The organism is Winogradskyella maritima (assembly GCF_042650215.1).
Taxonomy (GTDB): Bacteria; Bacteroidota; Bacteroidia; order Flavobacteriales; family Flavobacteriaceae; genus Winogradskyella; species Winogradskyella maritima.
Window position 1 is genome coordinate 866886 of record NZ_JBHSAT010000004.1, and the last position, 22529, is coordinate 889414.

Consider the following 22529-nt stretch of genomic DNA (forward strand, 5'->3'; position numbering starts at 1 on the left):
ATTTGGGAAACGCTTTTTTCAATGAAATCTTTTACTGCCAAAGACTTGGCGACGCCAAAATTACATGGTTACTTATTGAGCGCTGTGGCGCCCAGACCTATTGCTTTTGCAAGTACAATCGATGCTGAGGGCCGACCAAATCTTTCGCCCTTCAGCTTTTTTAATGTGTTTAGTGCCAATCCGCCCATCATGATTTTCTCACCGGCAAGACGCGTACGAAACAATACCACAAAGCATACTTTGGAAAATGTGGAAGCTGTGCCCGAAGTGGTCATAAATGTGGTGAACTATGATTTGGTGCACCAAATGTCATTGAGCAGTACCGAGTATCCTGAAGGTGTCAACGAATTCGAAAAAGCGGGACTCAGCATGTTACCTTCCGATGAGATAAAGCCGTTTAGGGTTGGTGAAGCGCCCGTTCAGTTTGAATGCAAGGTCAATAACATCATAAAATTAGGTAAGGGAGGTGGCGCAGGAAATTTAATACTATGTGAAGTCGTTAAGTTCCATATTTCGGAAGAGGTTTTAAATGAGGACGAGAGTATTAATCAGGAAAAATTAGACTTGGTCTCCCGTGCCGGAGGTAGTTATTACAGCAGGGCGAAATCAGGCTTTTTTGAAATTCCTAAGCCATTATCTAGTTTAGGAATTGGTGTTGATAGTTTGCCAGAAAGCATAAAAAACAGTACTGTTTTAACAGGAAACGACCTCGGCATGCTAGCCAATGTTGAAGCTTTGCCTAGTCAAGAAGTAGTTGAAGCCTTTATTTCTGAAGTTGGGGAGCGCTATCCGAATTTAAGAACCACAGAAACGCTCGAAAAACATAAAATAGCTCAAAATTATTTGAGCTTTGGAGACGTAGAAAGTGCTTGGAAGTTATTACTTTCGTAGCCAGCTAAATTTGAATACATTAATACAATAAATATTTACGATGGAAGTACAAGGACGCATTAAAATGATTGGAGAAACCCAGACTTTTGGAAGCAATGGTTTTAGAAAAAGAGAAGTTGTGGTAACGACGGAAGAGCAATATCCACAGCACATTATGGTGGAATTTGTTCAGGATAAGACGGACTTATTAAACAATTATCAAGTAGGACAACAAGTAAAAGTAAACATCAACCTTAGAGGCCGTGAGTGGGTTAATCCACAAGGCGAAACTAAGTATTTTAACTCTATCCAAGGTTGGAGAATTGAAGCCGTACAAGCCGAGCAAGGCGGTAGCGATATGCCACCTGTACCACCGACGGATGCTTTTGAGCCCGCAGGAGATTTAAATAGTGATGACCACGACGATTTACCGTTCTAGTCCACAAAAAATATAAATTTGAAAGCCACGCTCGTCGTGGCTTTTTTCGTATTTTATTGCATGCACTTTTTAGACCAACGCATAGAATTCCCGGATGTCTCCAAAGCTACTCATGATGGTCTTTTGGCCGTTGGTGGTGATTTGTCCCCAGAGCGCTTATTACATGCCTATTCTCGTGGAATATTTCCTTGGTTTGAAGAAGGCGAAGCTATTCTATGGTGGTCGCCCGACCCACGATTTGTACTGTTTCCAAACGAGTTGAAAGTCTCAAAAAGTATGAAGCAACTCTTGAAAACTTCAAAATTCCAAATAACAATTAACGAACAATTTGAACAAGTCATTTCGCACTGCGCTAACATAAAACGCGACGGCCAAGCCGGTACTTGGATTACATCAGAAATGAAAACCTCTTACCTAAAATTACACGAACTCGGGTATGCTACTTCTGTTGAGGTTTGGGAAGGCGATGAATTGGTTGGTGGTTTGTATGGTATCGATTTAAAAAATGGGATGTTTTGTGGCGAAAGTATGTTTGCTCTAAAAAGTAATGCTAGCAAATACGGTTTTATTTCCTTCATACAGCAGAGCAATTTTAAATTGATAGACTGCCAAATCCATACGCCTCATTTAGAAAGTTTGGGCGCAAAACTGATTCCAAGACAAGAGTTTATAAGTTTTTTGTAAAAGGAGTTTAGACTTCATCATACCTAAAACACCCCACCTCATGGTCATTAACCATGCCTGTGGCTTGCATGTGCGCATAAACCACGGTAGAGCCCACAAATTTAAAGCCTCGCTTTTTTAAATCCTTGCTAATGGCATCACTCAATGGCGTGTTGGCGGGCGCATCTTTATAATGTTTAAAACTGTTTTTTATGGGCTTGCCGTCGGTGAATGTCCAGATGTAGTCTGAGAATGAGCCAAACTCTTTTTGCACGTCCATAAACGCTTTCGCATTGCTAATGGTAGCATTTATTTTCAGTTTATTCCGGATGATACCTGCATCTTGTAGAAGCCTGTCAATTTTCTGGGCATCGTACTTGGCAATTTTCTTATAATCGAAATTATCGAAGGCTTTTCTAAAGTTTTCGCGTTTACGCAAAATGGTAATCCAGCTCAATCCTGCTTGGAAGGTTTCGAGAATCAAAAACTCAAACAAGGTGTCGTCATCATATACGGGAACGCCCCATTCTTCATCGTGATAAGCCTCGTAAAGTGCGTCACCAGCGCACCAGCCACATCTGTGATTTGCCATGTGTAAGGATTTATTTATTGTTGGACTAAGGTACTAAGTCATTTTGAAATGAGTGACGTAAATTTGCACTATGGAAACATTAGAGAAAACGAAACTGAATACCATCATATCCGACAGCTTAAAAAGCAGTCAATCCTATTCTGAATACCGCGCATTAGTTTCAGAATTAACGGAAGTGCAATCAACAACAGGCCCAGATAAATCTGAAGCTATGGTGAATTATACCATGCTGAACGACCGACGTATGAAACGTTGGGACAAAACCGTTAAGGTATCTGACGCGGACCAAGCTGTCATCAAAAATTTTGAAGGCCGATTAACGTGGTTGGTGCTAACCGAAAGCTGGTGTGGCGACGCCGCCCACATTATGCCGGTCATCAACAAGGTCGCCGAACTCAACCCGAATATTACCTATCGTGTGGTTTTAAGGGATGAGAACGAAGATTTGATGAATCAATTTTTAACTAATGGCGGAAAGTCCATTCCTAAAGTGGTAATGATTGATGATGCATCTGAAGACATTGTTGGTTCATTTGGCCCAAGGCCTTCTTTAGCCACAAAATTGGTTAATGATTACAAAGAAGCACAAGGCAAACTCACACCAGAATTTAAAGAGGATTTACAGCGTTGGTATAACAATGATAAGGGGCAGACTGTAATTGCGGATTTGGTGGCGTTTTTGAAGTCTAAGGGTTAGTCTTGCTCTATAAGTGCAAATTTTTGTTTCTGATTTAGATTAATCATACCACTAGACTTTAAGGACATAATTCCATTGTAGGAAATCCATTTCCCTTCATCTATTGAAAACTCAGCTTGCGCTTTAAATACGAATGTCATTTCCGTTTTAGTGCCTTCTTCTTTAGTTGAGAAAAGTGAAGTTGAAGAGGATTCGCCTGAAACAAACTCTAGTAAGTCGTATTCAATTATGGCTACACTTCGGCCTTCTTTCTCTATGATTTCGTTTAAAGTAATATGATTTTTCTTTTCAGCTTTTCTACAAATAAAATCTTGACTGTTATTTAGAAAATTCACATTATTTAAAGACCAAGAATCTCCCTTTTCTAAATGTTTTTCTGGTAATTCGAAGAAAAGAGAAACAACGTTTTTTTGAGTGCGTTTTAACCAAAAACTATGTAAAGAACCTGTTTTGTATATTGACCCCCTTAGAACTGTTCCAGCTATTAACGGTGTAGGTTGACTGCTGTTTTTTATTGAATCATTCTTTCTTGACCCAGCTATAGTTTCAATATTTAATACATTATCAAAATTTTTGGAATTTGTTAATGTTGTCGTCAAATTAGTATCGTTGTATAGACCTTTAATTTTTTCGTAAAACTCTCTTGAAAAATTGTCATTCTTTGAGTTTACACTGTCAATACCATTTAGTATATCTTGAGATGAATCTTCAATTTGATTTATAACGGTTCTGTAGACTAGGGTGTCATTTTCTGAAACTTTCCAATTTAACTGTACACCTTCTTCCGATTGATTTGATACTTTGCTATTGGATGTGTTAGAGCAAGAAATAAAAATAACGGACATTGAAATAATAGTAAAAGTAACTCTGATGAAAAAAGTAGTTCTCATTTTTAATATTATATGACCTTAACCTTTCGCCCTAAACAAAAACGTAATCGTGCCAATCTGTTTTGGCTTTGAACCCTCATTGAACCGAACCGTTTTTGCATAATCTATCGCATGGTCAATCAAACATTGGTCTGAAGCTGTAGACGCACCATTGATACTTGCATCAACTACTTCGCCGATTTGATTCACTTGAATAGAAACGACAACCTTTCCGCCTTCCTCGCATAAATAACGTGGTGTTTTGTAGCTTTCTAAAACGCGGTCTTTTAAAGAATAGGTCAATGTACTGTTGCCAGACGCGTGTTCATCAGCCTGATTCACGTTTTTACTTCGCTTTTTCAGAATGTCTTTTAGTTTATTAAAAGATTCCTTTTCGTCTTTTTTGAGGGCGTAGCCATTATTATCACTATACGAATCGTTGGTATTCAGTTCTTCGGTAACATCACTTTCATTTGGTGCAGTTTCCTCTGCCGTATTGCGTTCAAAATCATCGGAACTTACAGTTTTGAAGTTCTTCATCATCTGTTTGAATTCCTGGTCTTCATTAAATGCTTTATTTGTGGTTGGGATATTGGCATCAGCCAAATCTTTGAGCTCTTGGGCAATTTCCTCTTCGGTTTTTGGCTCTACCAAATATTGACTTTCGGCTCTAAATTCGGCATGCTTCTTCAAGTGAAAACTGAACATACCAAGCACCACAATCCCTATAACAAGGAACGTGAGAATAAAGGCTTTATGCTGGTCTACAAGTTTCAAAATTGCAAATAATGGGTTCTTTTTAATACCCTTCTTATATACGAATATAGTGCTGAAATCGATTTTTCAAAAAAAAGAGGTGCAAATACTATGCTAAAATGAGGGTAAGCTGGCAATAAATTCTTCTGGGGACAGTGCATCTTCGACCTTAAAATCGCCAATTTGTGTACGACGCAATGCCGAAAGGTGTGCGCCAGAATTCAAGGCTTTTCCAAAATCGTGCGCCAACGACCGAATATAGGTGCCTTTACTGCATTGTACTTTAAATTGGAGGTCGTTCCCTTCAATATGTGTAATGCTAAATTCCGAAATTTCAATCTGGCGCGGGTCAATTTTTACATCTTCTCCAGCACGGGCATAGTTATACAAGCGTTTTCCGTCTTTCTTTAATGCTGAAAACACAGGCGGATATTGTTCTATCTGTCCGATGAATTGTTTGGTGGTTTCGTGAATCAAATCTTCAGTAATGTGGTCGGTGGGAAAGCTATGGTCGATTTCTGATTCTAAATCGTACGATGGCGTTGTTCCGCCTAAAGTAATTGTACCCGTATAGGTTTTCGCCTGGCCTTGAAAGGTGTTTATCTGTTTGGTCATTTTTCCTGTACAGATAATCAAAAGCCCAGTTGCCAATGGGTCTAACGTCCCTGCATGCCCAACTTTTATCTTTTTGATTTTATAGGCTTGACGAATCGCCCAACGCAATTTATTGACAGCTTGAAAAGAGGTCCAAGTCAACGGCTTGTCAATGAGCAATACTTGCCCGTCTTTAAAATCGGCCTCGGTTTTCATTAGAGTAGGGACCAGATTATAGCCGTGACGCCAACAATAACGCAGTAAATCGCAAAATATGAGAGTTTACTTTTCTTAACTAGAGCAATCATCCAAGTGCAGGCAAATAGTCCAGATATAAAGGCCGCTACGAATCCTATACTCAGTGATGTAAAGTTTGACGCTTCGTACGTTAAATCACCACTCAATACATCTTTGGCAATCTTCCCAAAAATCAATGGTACAACCATTAAAAATGAGAATCGGGCCGCTTTGGTTTTGTCATTCCCTAGAAGTACTGAGGTTGAAATCGTAGCGCCAGAGCGCGAAATACCTGGTAACATGGCTATGGCTTGAGAAATTCCTATAATAAAGGCATTGGAGAAACTTACTTTTTTATTGGTGTCTTTGGCTTTATCTGCTAAAAATAGAAGGATAGCAGTGATGATGAGCATAAAGCCAACAAGCATAATGTTACCTCCAAACAAAGCTTCTAATTGTTCTTCAAAAAATAAGCCAACCACCACGGCAGGAATCATACTCAGCGCAATTTTTGAGATAAATTGCAGGTCGTCGTTCCATTCAAATTTTAGGGCGCCTTTGATCAAGCTCAGAATATCTTTTCGGAATACCACAATAGTACTCAACGCTGTTGCAAAGTGAAGCACTACGGTAAATAGCAAACTTTCTTCAGGAATGGAATTATCGCCCAAAATAGCTTTCCCTAATTCGAGATGACCACTAGATGATACAGGTAAAAATTCTGTGAGGCCTTGGATGATACCAAGAATGATTGCATCGATGATTTCCATAGGCGCAAATATCAATCTTCAAAACCCAATTTCCAAGATGGAAGGGGTAAAATGCAGAATTTGAATATTGAAATTTAAGATTCGGAATTTGAATCCTTATTCGGATTTAAAAGAATGGCGTACACTTGAATCCCAAAACCAATAAGAATAAGCGTCGGTGCCAAGCGGATGCGTCTCCAGCTAAAAATGGCATCACTATAAACATTTGGGTCGTCACTGCCACCACCAGACATCAAGATAAATCCAACAGCGATAAAGGCCAAGCCTATAAACAACCACTTATAGTTTTTCTTCCCGAAAATGAAATCGGGTTTGTTTTCAGATTTGCGTTTTTTCTCTCCCATTGGGTGTTGTCTAATAGAACTTGTGCAAATTAAATGATTTTAAGGCAAATTGATTCATAATGGAATCAAAAAATAAAGCCCGAATCAAACATTTGGCTCACCAAATATCCCATTCGGGCATTTCTCCTGATTATTGCTGTGTTACCTAAAATTTTCAGGCACTTCAGCTTTTACGATTTTGTGTTCTACTTTTTTGGGTTGCTCGCTGTTATGCTGGGCAAATAAAAAAATCGCCAATCCCACCAAACACAATCCCACAAATACTATACGATTCATAATGACCAAGGTTTTTAATTAAACAAAAATTGGTTAGCGTATAGTTGTGTCAATAGCTTATAAATACAGTTTTCTGTATAACTAATATTTACGCTGAGTATTGTGGGCTGGACGTTAAAAACGCGTTAATTAAGACAGAAGAATCTGTTAATTAATAGTAAAGTTGGTCGGTCTTCAAGTTTAAAAACCGTTGTGTGGCAATAAATGTGCTAATCCAAGTGATGATAACGCCGAGGATAAAAATTCCGATAAATAAAGCGATAATCAAGACTGTATTTTGAAGCAATTGTAACTCCGGAAATGTTTGGTCCGAATAATAAAGAACCACGGCCATACCTATCAAAGCAACGATAGCTCCGACAATACCCAACTTTACACTTTGCCAGATAAACGGACGGCGTATGAAAGTTTTGGTCGCACCTACCATCTGCATCGTTTTAATGATAAAACGCTTAGAATATACAGCAAGTCTAATGGAACTGTTAATCAAAAGCACAGCAATCAGCGTAAACAGAGCACTAATGATAAGCACCCAAAGTGAAATTTTCTTTACGTTATCATTCATAAGTTCCACTAAGTCATTATCGTAGCGTACCTCTTCTACAAAATCTTTCTGGGTGAGTTCATCTGAGATTTCGGTCAGTTTTTCCGAGGTGACGAAATCGGCTTTTAGAAAGACGTCAATTGAATTTTTCAATGGATTGAACCCTAGAAAATTCATGAAGTCTTCGCCATTTTCGGCTTTCATGAGCTCAGCTGCGTCTTCCTTCGAAACGTAGACTGCTTCTTTGGAGTAATCCGCCATGGCCAAACTTTTTTTCAGTTGATTGACTTCGACTTCTTTTGCGGTGTCATTGATATATATCGTCATAACAACCTGTTCCTTAAAATGGTCTGCTACTTTTTTCGAATTAATCACCAATAAGCCCAAACAGCCCAAAAGAAATAGGACAAGTGCGATACTGATGACCACTGAAATATATGAAGAAACGAGTTTTCGTTTTTGATAAGAATCAAAAGATGAAGCCATAAAATGCAATTATTGTCGTAAAAATATAAAAGAATTTAGTTTTGCTGAGTATTACAACGTTTAGTTTTTAAATGTGTTGTAATACCACTAAATTTGCCGACTTGTAAGCGATGCGACCATGAGATACGATTTCAATACCATTGAAAAAAAATGGCAAGACTATTGGGCTAAGAATGAAACATTCAAGGCACAAAACCCTCCCCTTTCGGGGGAGTTGGAGGGGGCTCCTAAATATTATGTTTTGGATATGTTTCCGTATCCAAGTGGTGCTGGGCTTCATGTTGGTCATCCCCTGGGTTATATTGCCTCGGATATCTATGCACGTTACAAACGTCATAAAGGCTTCAATGTCTTGCATCCTCAGGGCTATGACAGTTTTGGGCTTCCTGCAGAGCAATATGCAATTCAAACTGGTCAGCACCCAAGAGACACTACAAATATTAATATAGATGGTGTTTTAGACGACAATGGAAAGCTTAAGAGTGAGTTCATAAATGAAGACAATACAGTAAAAAATGAAGCTTTACTTCCGGAATATAAAAATGGATTACCGCCTTTTGCTACCGAAGATGATTATAAAGGAAAAATAATTCAAGGTTACCGTCGTCAACTAGACCAGATTGGATTTTCGTTCGATTGGAGTCGTGAAGTACGAACCAGTAATCCTGAATATTATAAATGGACACAGTGGATTTTCATTCAACTGTTTGAATCTTACTACTGTTTTGATGCCGATAAAGCGAAGCCGATTTCAGAATTGACTTCAATTTTTGAATCTGAAGGTAACGCTAATGTCAATACAGCTTGTGATGATAACATAGAAACTTTTTCATCAGACGATTGGAAAGCCATGTCATCTGCTGAACAACAACAAGTTTTACTAAAATATAGACTAACTTATTTGGCGGAAACCGAAGTCAATTGGTGCCCAGCATTAGGGACGGTTTTAGCAAATGACGAAATCGTGAATGGTGTGTCGGAACGTGGTGGTCATCCCGTTATCCGAAAGAAAATGACCCAATGGAGTATGCGTATTTCGGCCTATGCGGAGCGATTACTTCAAGGTTTAGATACCATCGACTGGACAGATTCTCTAAAGGAAAGTCAACGCAACTGGATTGGTAAATCGGTTGGTTCGTCTGTGTCCTTTAAGCTCATTACGAGCGAAGCGTGGCAATCTCTTCCTTCAGAAACCTTATTTGTGGACGTTTTTACAACAAGACCCGACACCATCTTCGGCGTTTCCTTTATGACCCTCGCCCCAGAACACGAACTCGTCTCAAAAATCACAACGCCCGAACAAAAGGCAGAAGTCGAGGCTTATGTTGAAGCTACGGCAAAACGTAGTGAGCGCGACCGTATGGCGGATGTCAAAACCATTTCTGGTGTGTTTACAGGCGCTTATGCCGAGCATCCGTTTACTAAAGAACCTGTGCCAATCTGGATTGGCGATTATGTACTGGCGAGCTACGGAACAGGTGCCGTAATGGCCGTACCTTGTGGCGACCAGCGCGATTATGATTTTGCAAAACATTTTAATATTCCAATTCCGAATATCTTCGATAGCGTTGATATTTCTGAAGAAGCCTACACATCCAAGGACAATGTAAAAATCGCAAATAGTGATTTCCTTAATGGCATGAATATGAAAAAGGCCAGCAAACGCGCCATTTTCGAATTGGAGCAATTGGGTCAAGGCGAAGGAAAAACTAACTACAGACTGCGCGACGCGGTGTTTTCACGTCAGCGCTATTGGGGAGAGCCCTTTCCTGTGTATTATGTTGATGGAATGCCACAAATGATAGATTTAAAGCATTTACCATTGACTTTACCAGAGGTTGAAAAATATCTGCCAACAGAAGAAGGCGAACCACCATTGGGCCGTGCTGAAAAATGGTATTGGCTACAATATGGAGATGATGCCAAAGTCGTGTCTAAAGAAGAGTTTGAAAATTCCTCCCCTTCGGGGAGGTTAGGTGGGGCTTTAGAGTTGAACACCATGCCAGGCTGGGCAGGAAGCTCGTGGTACTTCTTCCGCTATATGGAACCTGGCCTGTCGGCAGGCGGGGATTCTCAACGAGACGAAACCTTTGCAAGTAAAGAAGCCCTCAACTATTGGGAAAATGTAGATTTATACATTGGTGGTAGCGAGCACGCCACAGGCCACTTATTGTACTCACGTTTTTGGGTAAAGTTTATGAAAGACCGTGGTTTTGTCGGTGTGGATGAACCCTTTAAAAAGTTGATTAACCAAGGGATGATTTTGGGGACGAGTGCTTTTGTTTATAGGCTACATAATTTTAACGTATTTGTTTCCGCGAATGTTAGAAATAAAATAGTTCATTCTGATTTAAGTGATTTGAAAAATGAGATAGACTTATTCAATAGTTTATTAGGAGCTGATTGTATAAGTTACGGTACTGGAACAATCAATTTGGTCAATTTTGATTATTCAAAAATCAAATCATTGAATATAATAAATAGAGAAAATGAGAGAATGGGAACTTTGGTAAAATTATTTGAAAATGGTGATATTACTCATTCAGATTTCATATCCCAAATGCCTAATCTTCACGAATTAGAGACTGTTGGAATTAGAAATTTAATTCCAATTCATTCAGATGTTTCTTTTGTTAATTCATCTGATGAATTAGATATTGAAGCCTTTAAAAACTGGCGACCAGAATTTAAAAATGCTGAATTTATTACTGAAGAAGATGGTTCATTCAAAGTTAAACGCGACGTCGAAAAAATGTCCAAATCCAAATACAATGTGGTTAATCCAGATGATATTGTAGAACAGTACGGCGCCGACAGCTTAAGACTCTACGAAATGTTCCTAGGTCCATTAGAACATTACAAACCTTGGAACACTGCGGGTATAACAGGTGTCCATAATTTCCTAAAGAAACTCTGGAAATTATACCACCAAGGCGAAAACGGCAATTTCCGCGCTGACTCTTCCTCTTCGGGGAAACCGGATGGGGCTTCTTTAAAAACATTGCATAAAACCATTAAAAAAGTCCAAGAAGACATCGAAAACTTCTCTTTCAATACCTCGGTATCCACCTTTATGATTGCCGTAAATGAATTGACGGCTCAAAAGTGTACGAGCAGAGACATCCTAGAACCCTTGTTGATTCTAATTTCGCCTTATGCACCGCATATTGCTGAAGAGTTGTGGTCACAATTAGGGCATTCAGAATCGATTTCAACGGCTCCTTTTCCGTTGTTTGATGAAAGCCATTTGGTAGAAAGCAGTAAGGAATACCCAATTTCTTTTAACGGTAAAACCCGATTTACAATGGAATTACCTTTAGACCTTTCAAAAGATGAGATTGAAAAAGCGGTGATAACTAATCCCAAAACCCAAGAGCAATTGCAGGGTAGAACGCCTAAAAAGGTGATTGTAGTTCCTGGTAAGATTGTAAATATTGTGGGTTAGCCGTTAGGGTTAAAACTGACAGTTTTTCAGCCCCCATTATCGGCGTGATATTTGTTATCTTTAGAGTATAATTTTAAAGATTCAAATTATGAACGGAATGATGGGTTATTATATACTTATCGGTGCTATTGCATTGGTAAGCTGGTTGGTTAGTAACCAACTGAAACGCAAATTTGCAAAGTATTCCAAAGTACAGTTACGAAATGGAATGAGCGGTAGAGAAATCGCTGAGAAGATGCTGGCGGACAATGGCATTACAGATGTTGAGGTCATTTCGGTAAAAGGACAACTGACAGATCATTACAATCCCAAAAACAAAACCGTAAACCTTAGTGAACCAGTGTATCACCAACGCAATGCGGCTGCTGCAGCCGTTGCGGCTCACGAGGTTGGTCATGCGGTGCAACATGCTCAAGCCTATAGTGCATTACAGATGCGCTCGGCTTTGGTTCCTATTGTGAGTGTAACCTCTAGCATGTCACAATGGTTGGTCATTGGTGGATTGGTATTAGGTGCTGCAGCCGGAGTTGGTTTAGGCTATTGGGTTGCTATAGCCGGTCTTGTTTTTATGGGTTTTGCTACATTATTTAGTTTTGTGACTTTGCCAGTTGAGTATGATGCTAGTAATCGTGCATTGGCTTGGTTAAAGAACAAGAATATGGTTTCTCAAGAAGAATATGCTGGTGCAGAAGATGCCTTAAAGTGGGCAGCACGTACCTATTTGGTGGCTGCAATCGGAGCCTTGGCTTCGCTCTTATATTGGGCGCTTCAGGTGTTTGGTAGTCGAGATTAAGAAGAATAATACATTATAAGGTCTGTCATTCCCGAGATTGCGGGAATGGCAGATTTTTTATTACAGACCAATCAATTTTTTTAAATTGCAGTAACTAAAACAATTATTATGTTAGAAAATCAAATGACTGAAAAAGTAGTCGTTGGCCAGCTTGATAATGCTGAACGTATGGCTTTTTATCGTAAAACCTATGCCCACGTTGCAGGTGGTGTTCTCATTTTTGTGCTTTTTGAATTCCTCTTGTTACAAAGTGCAACAGTCGTCAATTTCATGATGTCCATGACCGAAGGTTATAAATGGCTTTTGATGCTAGGTGGCTTTATGCTTGTGTCTAACTATGCGGAGAGTACAGCTTTAAGAACTGCTGACAAGAACAAACAATATTTAGCGTACACACTCTACATTTTAGCACAAGCTATCATTTTCGTACCATTATTGGGTATCGCTATTATCTATATGCCAGATGGTACAGAACTAGTGAATCAAGCCGCCATCATCACTCTATTTCTGTTCTCGGGATTAACAGCTGTGGTGTTTTTAACCAAAAAGGATTTTTCGTTCTTAAAAACGGGATTAACCATAGGCTTCTTTATCGCCATTGGGCTGATTATCGCTGGAACCTTATTCGGGTTTAATTTAGGCCTTTGGTTCTCAGTAGCCATGTGTTTATTGGCTGGAGGCTCAATTTTATATCAAACATCTAATCTAATGACTAAATATGGTGTTGAGGAGTATATCCCAGCATCTTTAGGTTTATTTGCTTCCTTGATGTTATTGTTCTGGTATGTGCTTCAGATTTTTATGTCGCGAGACTAGAATTTGAAATTTATATAGAATCCCTTTAAAGAAATTTAAAGGGATTTTTCTTTTAATAGTTCTCGAATCCGCTCGAACTGACAGTTTAATTAACTTAGATCTTGATTTGCCGATCAATTTGCTGTTGCAGGGATATAAAAGTTTCCGTTCGTGATACCCCTGTAATGCTTTGAATGTTGCTATTAAGTACATGCATTAAATGCTCATTGTCTTTAGCCAGAATCTTCAAGAAAATACTCCAATGTCCCGTAGTGTAATGACACTCTATGACTTCTGGTATTTTCTGAAGTTGCTTAACCGCTTCAGGATTACTAACGGCTTTATCCAAATACACGCCGACAAAAGCCATAGTGCTGTACCCTAAAACTTTCGGGTTGACAACGAACTTTGAACCGGCCAAGAGTTTCGATTTTTCGAGCTTACGCAAGCGTTGATGAATTGCGGCCCCCGAAATACCAACATTTCTCGCAATTTCTAAAATGGGCGTACGCGCATCTTGCATTAAGGCTCGCAATATTTTTTTATCGATGCCGTCGATATATAAGCCGTCTTTTCTAACCTTCATGTTCAGTTTCTTCTAAATTTGAAAGTTAAAAGTACCAAAATGATTTCAGATTGAAACTATTGATGCAAAGGATTATAGCCTAAATATTGTGTGTCTTTTTCGTTAAATATAATATCGAAGGATTCCAACTCCTTCAAAATAGTTGTATAGACTTCTTTAGTAATCGGTATTTGTACACCAGGTGTGGAAATAGTGCCATTCAAAATAGCCAATGTGGCAATCGCTACCGGTAAACCTACGGTTTTGGCCATTGCTGTATAGGTTTGGTCCTCACCGAGAGCGACCATCGTAGAATCAATTTGATGTTTTTGACCATTGAGTTCAAACCCAAATTTGTGGTACATTACAATCATGTCTTTATCTTCAGGAGCTAAAGTCCAGCTGTCCATTAATATCTTCTGAAGAATCTGCGCGGGTGTTGCGCGTTTGAGTTCAACACGTTTTTCAGCGCTGAAAATATCTAGTTCCATAAATTTGTCCCAAACAATATCGTCTTGGTCAATTTTTAGAGCGTGTCTAAACTTCAATTCTACAGAGTCAGTAGGGCTATACGCCAAGAATGAATTTACGAAATCGCGATAGCTCATATTTTCACTATCCTCAATCACATAGCTGTCATCGGTCATGCCCAATTGTACAAAAACATTCCAAGCACGGCTAAAACCGACACGTCGCATAGTTCCACGGTAAAGGGTCTTGATGTCTTCAAGCCCATAAACACTTTGGTATTTTAGAGAGTCTCTATTGGCATAGGCTTCAAAACGCCCAAAACCTTCAACATCTAAAAACTCGGTACGTCTAAATAAGCGATTATAAGGAATATACTTGTATTGGTTTTCCTGAAGAAATTTTGCAGCGCCACCTTGCCCAGCAACAACTACATTTCTAGGGTTCCAAGTAAATTTATAGTTCCAGAGATTAGTGTCACTTTCTGGTGCTACCAAGCCTCCAGTGAAGGATTCAAACAATAAAAGTTTGCCACCTTTATCACGTATCTCATCGATAACCTTCATGGCACTCATGTGGTCAATGCCAGGGTCAACTCCAATTTCGTTCATAAATACGAGTCCTTTGTCCTTGGCTAATTCATCCAAGGCCTGCATTTCGTCACTGACATAAGAAGCTGTGACCATGTGCTTTCCTAAGGTGATACAATCTTTGGCGACTTCAATATGAAAGCGTGCCGGAAGCATAGATACAACAATATCTGCATTCTTAACAGCGGAAATTCTAGAACTTGCATCAAACACATCCAAATGAATCACATCAGAATTTGTGTGATTATTGGTTAGCTTTTTAGCATTTTCAACATTTAAATCTCCGATAGTGACATGGAGATTTTCTGATTGGGATTTGTCTAAAAGGTATTTTATTAAGTATGAAGAGGACTTGCCAGCGCCAATGATGAGAATCTTTCGCATAGTGGAATCTTATGTCTAAATTTGTTGCAACGAATGTAATAAATAGTCTTTCGTTTCCTAAACCAAACCTCAGTTTTATATGAACAAATTTGTCCTCACTACAGGTTCAATTTTAGGCATACTTGGCATTATTATCGGTGCTTTTGCGGCTCATGGATTAGAAAAACTGATTGATACTGAAGCGCAACAAACGTTTGAAACTGGTGTACGCTACCAAATGTACCATGCCTTGTTCCTTTTGGCGGTTGGTATGATGCCTAAAATCACTCATAAAGCCAAAAAGCAAATTGGAATTTTAGTTGTTCTGGGCATCTTGTTTTTTTCGGGTTCTATTTACGGATTGGCGACTAACAATCTATCCGCGTTTGACTTTAAAATCATAGGATTTATCACGCCAATTGGTGGTTTATTGCTAATACTGGCGTGGCTATTCTTTTTGATTAAGATTCTCAAAATGAAGCAGGATTAATGTTAAACAAACACCCTTGTTTAAAATAAAGTTTTAATTTTGCATCATAAAACAACACACAAATTATGGTAAACCATACCTCGTCAACGAAAACGATTTCGTTAGATAAATACGGCATTAAAAATGCCAAAGTCAATTACCAACTATCGTCAGATGAATTGCATGCCGAAACGCTTGCTAAGGGTCAGGGGAAAGAAAGTTCAACAGGAACCTTGGCAGTCAATACCGGAGAATTTACAGGACGATCCCCAAAGGATCGTTTTATCGTTAAGGACGCCGTGACCGAAGACCGAGTTTGGTGGGGCAATATCAACATCCCTTTTGATAGTGATAAGTTTGAAGCGCTTTATGATAAAGTAGTCGACTATCTGTCTGAAAAAGAACTTTACGTTAGGGATAGTTATGCTTGTGCTGACGATAATTATAGATTGAATATTCGTGTGATTAACGAATATCCATGGAGCAACATGTTTGCTCACAATATGTTTTTAAGGCCAACTGAAGCTGAGCTCGAAAATTTTGAACCAGAATGGACGATCGTCAATGCGCCTGGCTTTATGGCAAATCCTGAAGAGGATGGCACTAGACAACATAATTTTGCAATTTTAGACTTTACTCGAAAAATTGCCTTGATTGGCGGCACTGGCTATACTGGAGAAATCAAAAAAGGTATTTTCTCTGCTTTGAATTTTATTTTACCTGTATTTAAAGAAACTTTACCTATGCACTGTAGTGCCAATGTAGGGAAGGATGGCGATACGGCAATTTTCTTTGGATTATCAGGTACAGGAAAAACAACCTTGTCTACCGATGCTAACCGTAGCCTTATTGGTGATGACGAACATGGTTGGACAAAAGAAAACACTGTCTTTAATTTTGAAGGCGGTTGCTACGCTAAGGTGATCAATTTGTCTCAAGAGCAAGAGCCTGAGATTTATGGGGCCATTAAAAAAGGAGCCATTTTAGAAAATGTCATCATGGATGGCAACGGCGTTGTAGATTATTCAGATACCTCAATTACTCAGAACACACGGGTCAGTTATCCAATTTATCATATCGACAATATAAAGGAACCTTCAATTGGTAAGAATCCGAAGAACATTTTCTTTTTAACAGCGGATGCTTTTGGCGTTTTGCCTCCTATTTCTAAGTTGACACCAAGCCAAGCGGCTTATCACTTTATTTCCGGCTATACAGCAAAGGTGGCTGGTACGGAAGCTGGCGTTGTTGAGCCGGTACCATCGTTCTCGGCTTGTTTTGGAGCGCCTTTTATGCCATTGCATCCTACAAAGTATGCGGATATGTTGAGCAAAAAGATGAAAGACGCTGGCGTTAATGTTTGGCTGGTCAATACAGGTTGGACTGGTGGCCCTTACGGTGTAGGCACACGAATGAAACTAAAATATACACGAGCTATGATCAATGCCGCGCTTAACGGTGATTTGGGATCTTATAATTACGAAGATTATCACATACACTCAGTATTTGGTGTGGCACAACCAAGACAATGCCATGGTGTTCCAACGGAAGTATTAAGCCCAAGAGCGACATGGAAAGATGATGAAGCTTATTACACAATGGCTTTTAAACTATCTAATGCGTTTCGCAAAAACTTTGAACAATTTGAGAAAAACGCCAGCGAAGAAATTAGACGCGGTGGACCACAGCGCTATGCTTTCTAGTTAAGATTATATCAAACAAAAAAGCGATTTACTTTGGTAAATCGCTTTTTTTATGCTTTCAAAAATCTTACTATTTTCCTTTATTGACTTCTTTAATGTATTTCTGAAGTGCCATGGTCATAGACGGCGTCTCAGGTGTTGGTGCAGCAATATCTACGCGCAATCCTTTTTGCTCGACAGCTTTAATTGTTGTGTTTCCGAAAACTGCAATACGTGTGTCTTTTTGTTCAAAATCTGGGAAATTATGAAATAAGGATTCAATTCCCGACGGGCTAAAGAAAACCAAAATATCATAATATACATTGGCCAAGTCAGATAAGTCACTAATTACTGTTTTGTAGAAAGTGGCCTGTGTCCATTTAACATTCAAACCATCTAAGGTTTCAGGGATAATTGGTTTTACTTTATCTGTTGTTGGCAATAAGAAAGTTTCGTCTTTATACTTTTTGATTAAAGGTGAAAGATCTTCAAAATTACGTTTCCCAACATAAATTTTACGCTTTCTGTATACAACATATTTTTGAAGGTAATAAGCTACTGCTTCAGACTGGCAGAAATATTTCATGCTGTCTGGAACCTTAAAACGCATTTCATCAGCAATTCTGAAAAAATGATCCACAGAATTACGGCTCGTTAAAATTATAGCGGTGTAATTATTGAGATCAATTTTCTGCTGTCTTATCTCTTTTGCAGGAACGCCTTCAACATGGATAAAAGGTCTAAAATCTACCTTTACCTTTTGTCTTTCCTCCAAATCGAAATATGGGGAATTTTCAATTTTTGGCTCCGGTTGCGACACTAAAATCGTTTTCACTTTCATAGACAAAACGCTTGTTTTACGTGTTATACTCTGTAATCACCTTATATAAAATAACATAAGGCCCGATTTCGAGAGCGCAAAGATACAACAAAAAATAAAATAAGTGCCGATTTAGTGTATTTAGATGCGTTTTGTAAGTGATTATGAATCCCATGATATTGACCAATAGAGCAAGGCTTATGGCAACATAAATGAGTATTTCGTTTGGCTCTAATGCATACAATAAAATGAGGTTGCAAATAAGAAGAACAATCCCGGTTAAATTTTTATAAGCTGTTTTCTGAAAAAGATAGCTTTCCAATATAGACTCTATATCAAACAGGCTACCGACTAGTCGCTCAATTAGAGTTTTAACCAAAAGAATAACGGCTACTGCAAACACCAATCTTAAAAAGGGAACTATTGAAAACGCTATTGGGTCCACTAAGTTTGAATAAGCAATATGTGCAAAAATGCTAAGAGAAATAACAAGGTTGGTAAACAGCAAACCGTCAAAAAGGTCAATGAATTTTTGGTCTTTCGAATAAATCTTAAGGTACTTAGAGTTGCCCGCTAATGCAATAAAATCATAGAACCTGGCACTATTGAGTAATTTAGCGAATGTAATAAACAGGAGGCCTGCAAAGCATAAAATTGTAAGCCATTCGTGGGTTATAAATTCTCTCATTCAGTGCCTGATTTGGTCGCATAATTTAACCAATAATTATGAGAAATAAAGCGTTCTAAAGTCTAGTTTTGGACACCGATAAAACTACAAAAAGGTTATTTTTGTCAAAAGCACTGCAATGACGGATGCCATAGTCATCATTCCTACTTACAACGAAATTGAAAACATTGAGCCTATAATCAAGGCTGTGTTTGCTCAAGATGAGTGGTTTCATATATTGGTTGTTGATGACAATTCGCCTGACGGAACCCCACAACGAGTTGAAGCTCTACAAAGTGAATTCAAGGGTAAACTCTTTATCCTTAATCGTAAAAAAAAACAGGGTCTAGGGCGTGCCTACATTGCTGGTTTTGAGTGGTGTTTGGCTAAAGACTACGCGTACATTTTTGAAATGGATGCTGATTTTAGCCATAACCCGAAAGACTTGGTACGCTTGTATAAGGCGTGCAAGGTAGATGGTGCGGATGTTGCCATAGGTTCGCGCTACGTTAAAGGTGTTAATGTGGTCAATTGGCCGATGTCTCGTATTATTTTGTCCTACGGAGCTTCAAAATATGTTCGTTTTATAACACGGATGAATATTCATGATACAACGGCCGGCTTTGTCTGCTATAAACGAGAAGTACTTGAGGCAATTAACTTGAAGTCCATTAAATTTTTAGGCTATGCCTTTCAAATTGAAATGAAATTCAACGCTTACAAACGTGGTTTTAAAATCGTAGAAATTCCAGTGATTTTTACAGATAGAACGCGAGGAAAATCAAAAATGAGTGGTGGGATTATTTCCGAAGCTATTTTTGGTGTGATAAATATGAAGTGGAAGAGCTTTTTTAAATCGTATAGTTAAATATGAAGAATACCCTACTTATAAAGAATGCAAAGATGGTCAATGAAGGCCAGATTTTTGAAGGTGATTTATTGATTGAAGATGATATCATCAAAAAAATTGACACCTCAATAAGCGTAAAGTCTGCCGATATGAATGTCATTGATGCCGAAGGCAATTATCTATTACCAGGCGCCATTGACGACCAAGTGCATTTTAGGGAACCGGGATTAACCCATAAGGCTAATATTGAAACCGAATCTAGAGCGGCCATAGCCGGAGGGATTACCTCATTTATTGAAATGCCAAACACCAATCCGCAAACCACAACGGTGGAGAAGCTGGAAGAAAAGTTTGAAATCGCTTCAAACTCTTCTTATGCCAACTATTCCTTTATGTTTGGTGGGACTAATGATAATTTGGAAGAAATCCTCAAAGTAGACCCAAAAACGGTAGCAGGTTTAAAATTATTTTTGGGTTCCTCAACCGGAAATATGCTGGTAGATGACCCTGAGGTGATTGAAAAAATATTCAGTAGTACAGATATGGTCATTTCGGTGCACTGCGAAGATGAAGACACCATACGCAAAAACATGGCGGAGTACAAAGCTGAGTATGGTGATGATATTCCAATGGAGTTTCATCCCGTCATACGAAGTGAGGAAGCGTGCTATAAATCGAGCTCACAAGCCATTGCCTTGGCCAAGAAAACGGGAGCGCGTTTACATGTATTTCACTTATCCACTGGAAAAGAAACGGCCTTGTTTGATAATGCCAAACCACTAAAAGACAAAAAAATTACTGCTGAGGTCTGTATCCATCATTTGTGGTTTTCAGATGAAGACTATAAGGAAAAAGGCACACGAATTAAATGGAATCCGGCCGTAAAAAAAGCAAAAGACAGAGAACAATTGTGGAAGGCATTGTTGGACGATAGAATAGATGTCATAGCTACAGACCATGCACCGCATACCATAGAAGAGAAAAATAACGTTTATACCAAAGCACCATCAGGCGGGCCGTTGGTGCAACATGCATATGTGGCCTTATTGGAGAAACATCACGAAGGTAAAATCAAAATTGAAAAGATTGTAGAGAAATTTTGCCATAATCCTGCCATTCTGTTTAACGTTGAGAAACGGGGTTACATTAAGGAAGGCTATTATGCTGATTTGGTTTTGGTGAATTTGAATAAACCTTGGACGGTAAACAAAGACAACATATTATATAAGTGTGGTTGGTCACCGTTTGAAGGTAGAACCTTTAGAAGTAGAATTACCCATACCATTTTAAATGGCCAATTGGTTTATGAGAATTTTGAAGTAATGGAGCCACGTGCCGGAAAACGTTTAACTTTTAATCGATGAAAACAAGACTAGTATTTTTTACACTTCTTTTCTTAGGACTTACAATGTCTTGCGAGAAATCGGTAAAGCCACCGAAGCCTGATAATTTGATTTCCAAAGACAAAATGCATAACGTTTTGTACGATATGTTTATCATTAATTCTGCAAAAGGGATCAACAGAAAACTATTAGAGAATGAAGTCGTAAATCCAGAAAAGTATATTCTAGAAAAACATAGCATCGATAGCACACAGTTTGCACAAAGCAATGCCTACTACGCTCATGATATTGAGGCCTATCAAGAAATAATCGCTGCTGTAAGACAACGTCTTGTCAAAGAAAAAGAAGCTGCAGAAAAGGCTGAAACTGATATAAAAGAAGCAGCAAAACGAAAAAGGGATTCCTTAAAAAAGGTCAATGCTAATAAAGAAACTAAACCTATAATAGCAACCGACAAGAAGCGTCAGTAAATTTTAGTTATTTTTTGTCTTCAAGAAACCACTTTGCGGTATCATCAATAGACTTTGAGATGTCCTTAAAGCTAAAATCCAATACACCTTTTATTTTTGAATTATCATAGGTAGTCCTTGACGTTAGGGAGTTTACTAACTGTTTGGTCATACGCCTTCTAGAGTCGGTAATCTTATGTTTTAGCCAATCCAATCGCCAGAGTAGATGTAACAGCCAAGGGTTCGCTTCCTTTTTTGTTGGTGGAACATTTATAGCCTTTGCCACAGTATCCAAAAAGGTTTTAAAAGTCAAATTTTCTGCTATTAAAATATAGCCTTCATTTTTAATACTGCTATTCATTAATGTAATCATGGTTTTGGCAACATCTACAACGTCGATATAGGCTGATGTTCCCTTAGTATAATAAGTGTTATTTTTATTGACACGTGTAAAAATGCTACCGCTACTACCACTTCGCCAAAAGCCTGGGCCAATGACAACACCAGGATTAACAATTATAACGTCCAAACCCTCTTGCGAACCGCGCCAAACTTCTAGTTCAGCACCATATTTTGTAATGGCGTACACACTATTATCTGCTTCAGGGTTCCATGCTGTTTCCTCAGTAATAATTATTTGATTGCTGGTGGGTTGGCCAATTGCCGCAATAGAACTGACATGAACCATTTTTTCAACCTTATGTGCTATACATAAGTTCACGATATTGGCAGTCCCTTCAATATTAATCTTACGAAGCGTTTCAAACTTATCGGGTTCAAAAGAGACAAAGGCGGCACAATGGTAAACTTTGGAGACACCTTCAAACGCAATTTCTAGTTTCGGAATATCAGTAATATCCGCTTCAATCCATTCAATTTTATTGAAAAGGGCTTCAAAATCTTCAGAATAATAGGAGAACACGCGTTTTACCAAATCGAGTTTGTGGGCTCTTCGGTAAATGGCACGTACTTGGGTTTCAGTTTGAAGTAATTCAAACAACAAATGCGAACCAACCAATCCTGTGCCACCTGTAACTAAGACCATATAGCGAAGTTAGTCTTTTTTGGTTTTGTCTTTTCTCTTTCGGGTCGG

Annotated in this window: 25 protein-coding genes; 12 read left to right on the forward strand and 13 right to left on the reverse strand. The window is 38.7% G+C overall.

The features are described 5' to 3' along the window. The first annotated feature begins 21 nt into the window (after window positions 1–21). From ACFOSX_RS04860 to aat, 3 genes are read left to right on the forward strand one after another with little or no spacing between them, the layout of a single operon-like run. On the forward strand, window positions 22–891 hold the full coding sequence (locus ACFOSX_RS04860; RefSeq protein ID WP_386097579.1) for a flavin reductase family protein: 870 nt from the start codon (window positions 22–24) through the stop codon (window positions 889–891). A 40-nt stretch (window positions 892–931) separates the two neighbouring features. Further along, window positions 932–1309, forward strand: coding sequence for a DUF3127 domain-containing protein (locus tag ACFOSX_RS04865; protein WP_386097581.1), 378 nt, complete (start codon window positions 932–934; stop codon window positions 1307–1309). 60 nt (window positions 1310–1369) lie between these two features. After that, window positions 1370–1993 carry a leucyl/phenylalanyl-tRNA--protein transferase gene (aat, locus tag ACFOSX_RS04870; protein ID WP_386100217.1) on the forward strand — a complete coding sequence of 208 codons (624 nt, stop codon included), beginning with the start codon at window positions 1370–1372 and terminating at the stop codon, window positions 1991–1993. A gap of 7 nt (window positions 1994–2000) precedes the next feature. On the opposite strand, the gene ACFOSX_RS04875 is transcribed toward aat, so the two are convergent. Then, window positions 2001–2564 (reverse strand): DNA-3-methyladenine glycosylase I, encoded by a 564-nt coding sequence (locus tag ACFOSX_RS04875; protein ID WP_386097583.1) that lies wholly within the window; start codon window positions 2562–2564, stop codon window positions 2001–2003. A gap of 70 nt (window positions 2565–2634) precedes the next feature. Between ACFOSX_RS04875 and ACFOSX_RS04880 the strand changes: the two genes are divergently transcribed. Then, on the forward strand, window positions 2635–3261 hold the full coding sequence (locus ACFOSX_RS04880) for a thioredoxin family protein (RefSeq protein ID WP_386097585.1): 627 nt from the start codon (window positions 2635–2637) through the stop codon (window positions 3259–3261). Here ACFOSX_RS04880 and ACFOSX_RS04885 read toward each other — a convergent pair. The 7 genes from ACFOSX_RS04885 to ACFOSX_RS04915 form a co-directional block, all read right to left on the reverse strand. Continuing rightward, window positions 3258–4151 carry a hypothetical protein gene (locus tag ACFOSX_RS04885; protein ID WP_386097587.1) on the reverse strand — a complete coding sequence of 298 codons (894 nt, stop codon included), beginning with the start codon at window positions 4149–4151 and terminating at the stop codon, window positions 3258–3260. The genes ACFOSX_RS04880 and ACFOSX_RS04885 overlap by 4 nt on opposite strands. 18 nt (window positions 4152–4169) lie before the next feature. Further along, window positions 4170–4907: a hypothetical protein gene (locus ACFOSX_RS04890; RefSeq protein ID WP_386097589.1), complete on the reverse strand. Its 738-nt coding sequence runs from the start codon at window positions 4905–4907 to the stop codon at window positions 4170–4172. A gap of 93 nt (window positions 4908–5000) precedes the next feature. Next, a complete protein-coding gene (gene truB / locus ACFOSX_RS04895; RefSeq protein ID WP_386097591.1) occupies window positions 5001–5696 on the reverse strand; it encodes a tRNA pseudouridine(55) synthase TruB in 696 nt (231 codons plus the stop codon). After that, window positions 5696–6487, reverse strand: a complete 792-nt coding sequence (locus tag ACFOSX_RS04900) for an undecaprenyl-diphosphate phosphatase (protein WP_386097593.1) — start codon at window positions 6485–6487, stop codon at window positions 5696–5698. The genes truB and ACFOSX_RS04900 overlap by 1 nt, the downstream gene beginning before the upstream one ends. Window positions 6488–6561: 74 nt before the next feature. After that, on the reverse strand, window positions 6562–6831 hold the full coding sequence (locus tag ACFOSX_RS04905) for a DUF3098 domain-containing protein (RefSeq protein WP_386097595.1): 270 nt from the start codon (window positions 6829–6831) through the stop codon (window positions 6562–6564). 141 nt (window positions 6832–6972) lie between these two features. After that, window positions 6973–7107: a hypothetical protein gene (locus tag ACFOSX_RS04910; protein WP_386097597.1), complete on the reverse strand. Its 135-nt coding sequence runs from the start codon at window positions 7105–7107 to the stop codon at window positions 6973–6975. Window positions 7108–7258: 151 nt separating this feature from the next. Continuing rightward, on the reverse strand, window positions 7259–8137 hold the full coding sequence (locus ACFOSX_RS04915; RefSeq protein ID WP_386097599.1) for a cell division protein FtsX: 879 nt from the start codon (window positions 8135–8137) through the stop codon (window positions 7259–7261). A gap of 118 nt (window positions 8138–8255) precedes the next feature. Between ACFOSX_RS04915 and ACFOSX_RS04920 the strand changes: the two genes are divergently transcribed. The 3 genes from ACFOSX_RS04920 (at window position 8256) to ACFOSX_RS04930 (ending at window position 13191) form a co-directional block, all read left to right on the forward strand. Then, window positions 8256–11582 (forward strand): leucine--tRNA ligase, encoded by a 3327-nt coding sequence (locus ACFOSX_RS04920; protein WP_386097601.1) that lies wholly within the window; start codon window positions 8256–8258, stop codon window positions 11580–11582. A gap of 97 nt (window positions 11583–11679) precedes the next feature. Then, window positions 11680–12375 carry a zinc metallopeptidase gene (locus tag ACFOSX_RS04925; RefSeq protein ID WP_386100220.1) on the forward strand — a complete coding sequence of 232 codons (696 nt, stop codon included), beginning with the start codon at window positions 11680–11682 and terminating at the stop codon, window positions 12373–12375. A gap of 108 nt (window positions 12376–12483) precedes the next feature. Continuing rightward, the gene (locus ACFOSX_RS04930) at window positions 12484–13191 is read left to right on the forward strand and encodes a Bax inhibitor-1/YccA family protein (RefSeq protein WP_386097603.1); all 708 of its coding nucleotides are present in this window, start codon (window positions 12484–12486) and stop codon (window positions 13189–13191) included. 94 nt (window positions 13192–13285) lie between these two features. Here the strand turns inward: ACFOSX_RS04930 and ACFOSX_RS04935 are convergent, their stop codons facing one another. Then, window positions 13286–13756: an Lrp/AsnC ligand binding domain-containing protein gene (locus tag ACFOSX_RS04935; protein WP_386097605.1), complete on the reverse strand. Its 471-nt coding sequence runs from the start codon at window positions 13754–13756 to the stop codon at window positions 13286–13288. A 56-nt stretch (window positions 13757–13812) separates the two neighbouring features. Beyond that, window positions 13813–15177 carry a saccharopine dehydrogenase family protein gene (locus ACFOSX_RS04940; RefSeq protein ID WP_386097607.1) on the reverse strand — a complete coding sequence of 455 codons (1365 nt, stop codon included), beginning with the start codon at window positions 15175–15177 and terminating at the stop codon, window positions 13813–13815. Window positions 15178–15256: 79 nt separating this feature from the next. Between ACFOSX_RS04940 and ACFOSX_RS04945 the strand changes: the two genes are divergently transcribed. Both ACFOSX_RS04945 and pckA read left to right on the forward strand, forming a co-directional pair. Beyond that, window positions 15257–15646, forward strand: a complete 390-nt coding sequence (locus tag ACFOSX_RS04945; RefSeq protein WP_386097609.1) for a DUF423 domain-containing protein — start codon at window positions 15257–15259, stop codon at window positions 15644–15646. 65 nt (window positions 15647–15711) lie between these two features. Beyond that, window positions 15712–17328: a phosphoenolpyruvate carboxykinase (ATP) gene (gene pckA, locus ACFOSX_RS04950; protein ID WP_386097611.1), complete on the forward strand. Its 1617-nt coding sequence runs from the start codon at window positions 15712–15714 to the stop codon at window positions 17326–17328. A 70-nt stretch (window positions 17329–17398) separates the two neighbouring features. Here pckA and ACFOSX_RS04955 read toward each other — a convergent pair whose 3' ends face one another. Together ACFOSX_RS04955 and ACFOSX_RS04960 are read right to left on the reverse strand one after the other, a co-directional pair. Further along, complete coding sequence (locus ACFOSX_RS04955; RefSeq protein ID WP_386097613.1) at window positions 17399–18148, reverse strand: uroporphyrinogen-III synthase; 750 nt, start codon at window positions 18146–18148, stop codon at window positions 17399–17401. A 16-nt stretch (window positions 18149–18164) separates the two neighbouring features. Then, on the reverse strand, window positions 18165–18815 hold the full coding sequence (locus tag ACFOSX_RS04960; protein ID WP_386097615.1) for a DUF4271 domain-containing protein: 651 nt from the start codon (window positions 18813–18815) through the stop codon (window positions 18165–18167). A 118-nt stretch (window positions 18816–18933) separates the two neighbouring features. On the opposite strand from ACFOSX_RS04960, the gene ACFOSX_RS04965 reads away from it, so the two are divergent. From ACFOSX_RS04965 to ACFOSX_RS04975, 3 genes are read left to right on the forward strand one after another with little or no spacing between them, the layout of a single operon-like run. Continuing rightward, on the forward strand, window positions 18934–19662 hold the full coding sequence (locus ACFOSX_RS04965; RefSeq protein WP_386097617.1) for a polyprenol monophosphomannose synthase: 729 nt from the start codon (window positions 18934–18936) through the stop codon (window positions 19660–19662). A gap of 2 nt (window positions 19663–19664) precedes the next feature. Next, window positions 19665–21008, forward strand: coding sequence for a dihydroorotase (locus tag ACFOSX_RS04970; RefSeq protein WP_386097619.1), 1344 nt, complete (start codon window positions 19665–19667; stop codon window positions 21006–21008). Beyond that, on the forward strand, window positions 21005–21457 hold the full coding sequence (locus ACFOSX_RS04975) for a DUF4296 domain-containing protein (protein WP_386097621.1): 453 nt from the start codon (window positions 21005–21007) through the stop codon (window positions 21455–21457). The genes ACFOSX_RS04970 and ACFOSX_RS04975 overlap by 4 nt, the downstream gene beginning before the upstream one ends. Window positions 21458–21464: 7 nt before the next feature. Here ACFOSX_RS04975 and ACFOSX_RS04980 read toward each other — a convergent pair whose 3' ends face one another. Then, entirely contained in the window at window positions 21465–22481 is a 1017-nt protein-coding gene (locus ACFOSX_RS04980; protein WP_386097623.1) for an NAD-dependent epimerase/dehydratase family protein, read from the reverse strand. Between the last annotated feature and the right edge of the window lie 48 nt (window positions 22482–22529).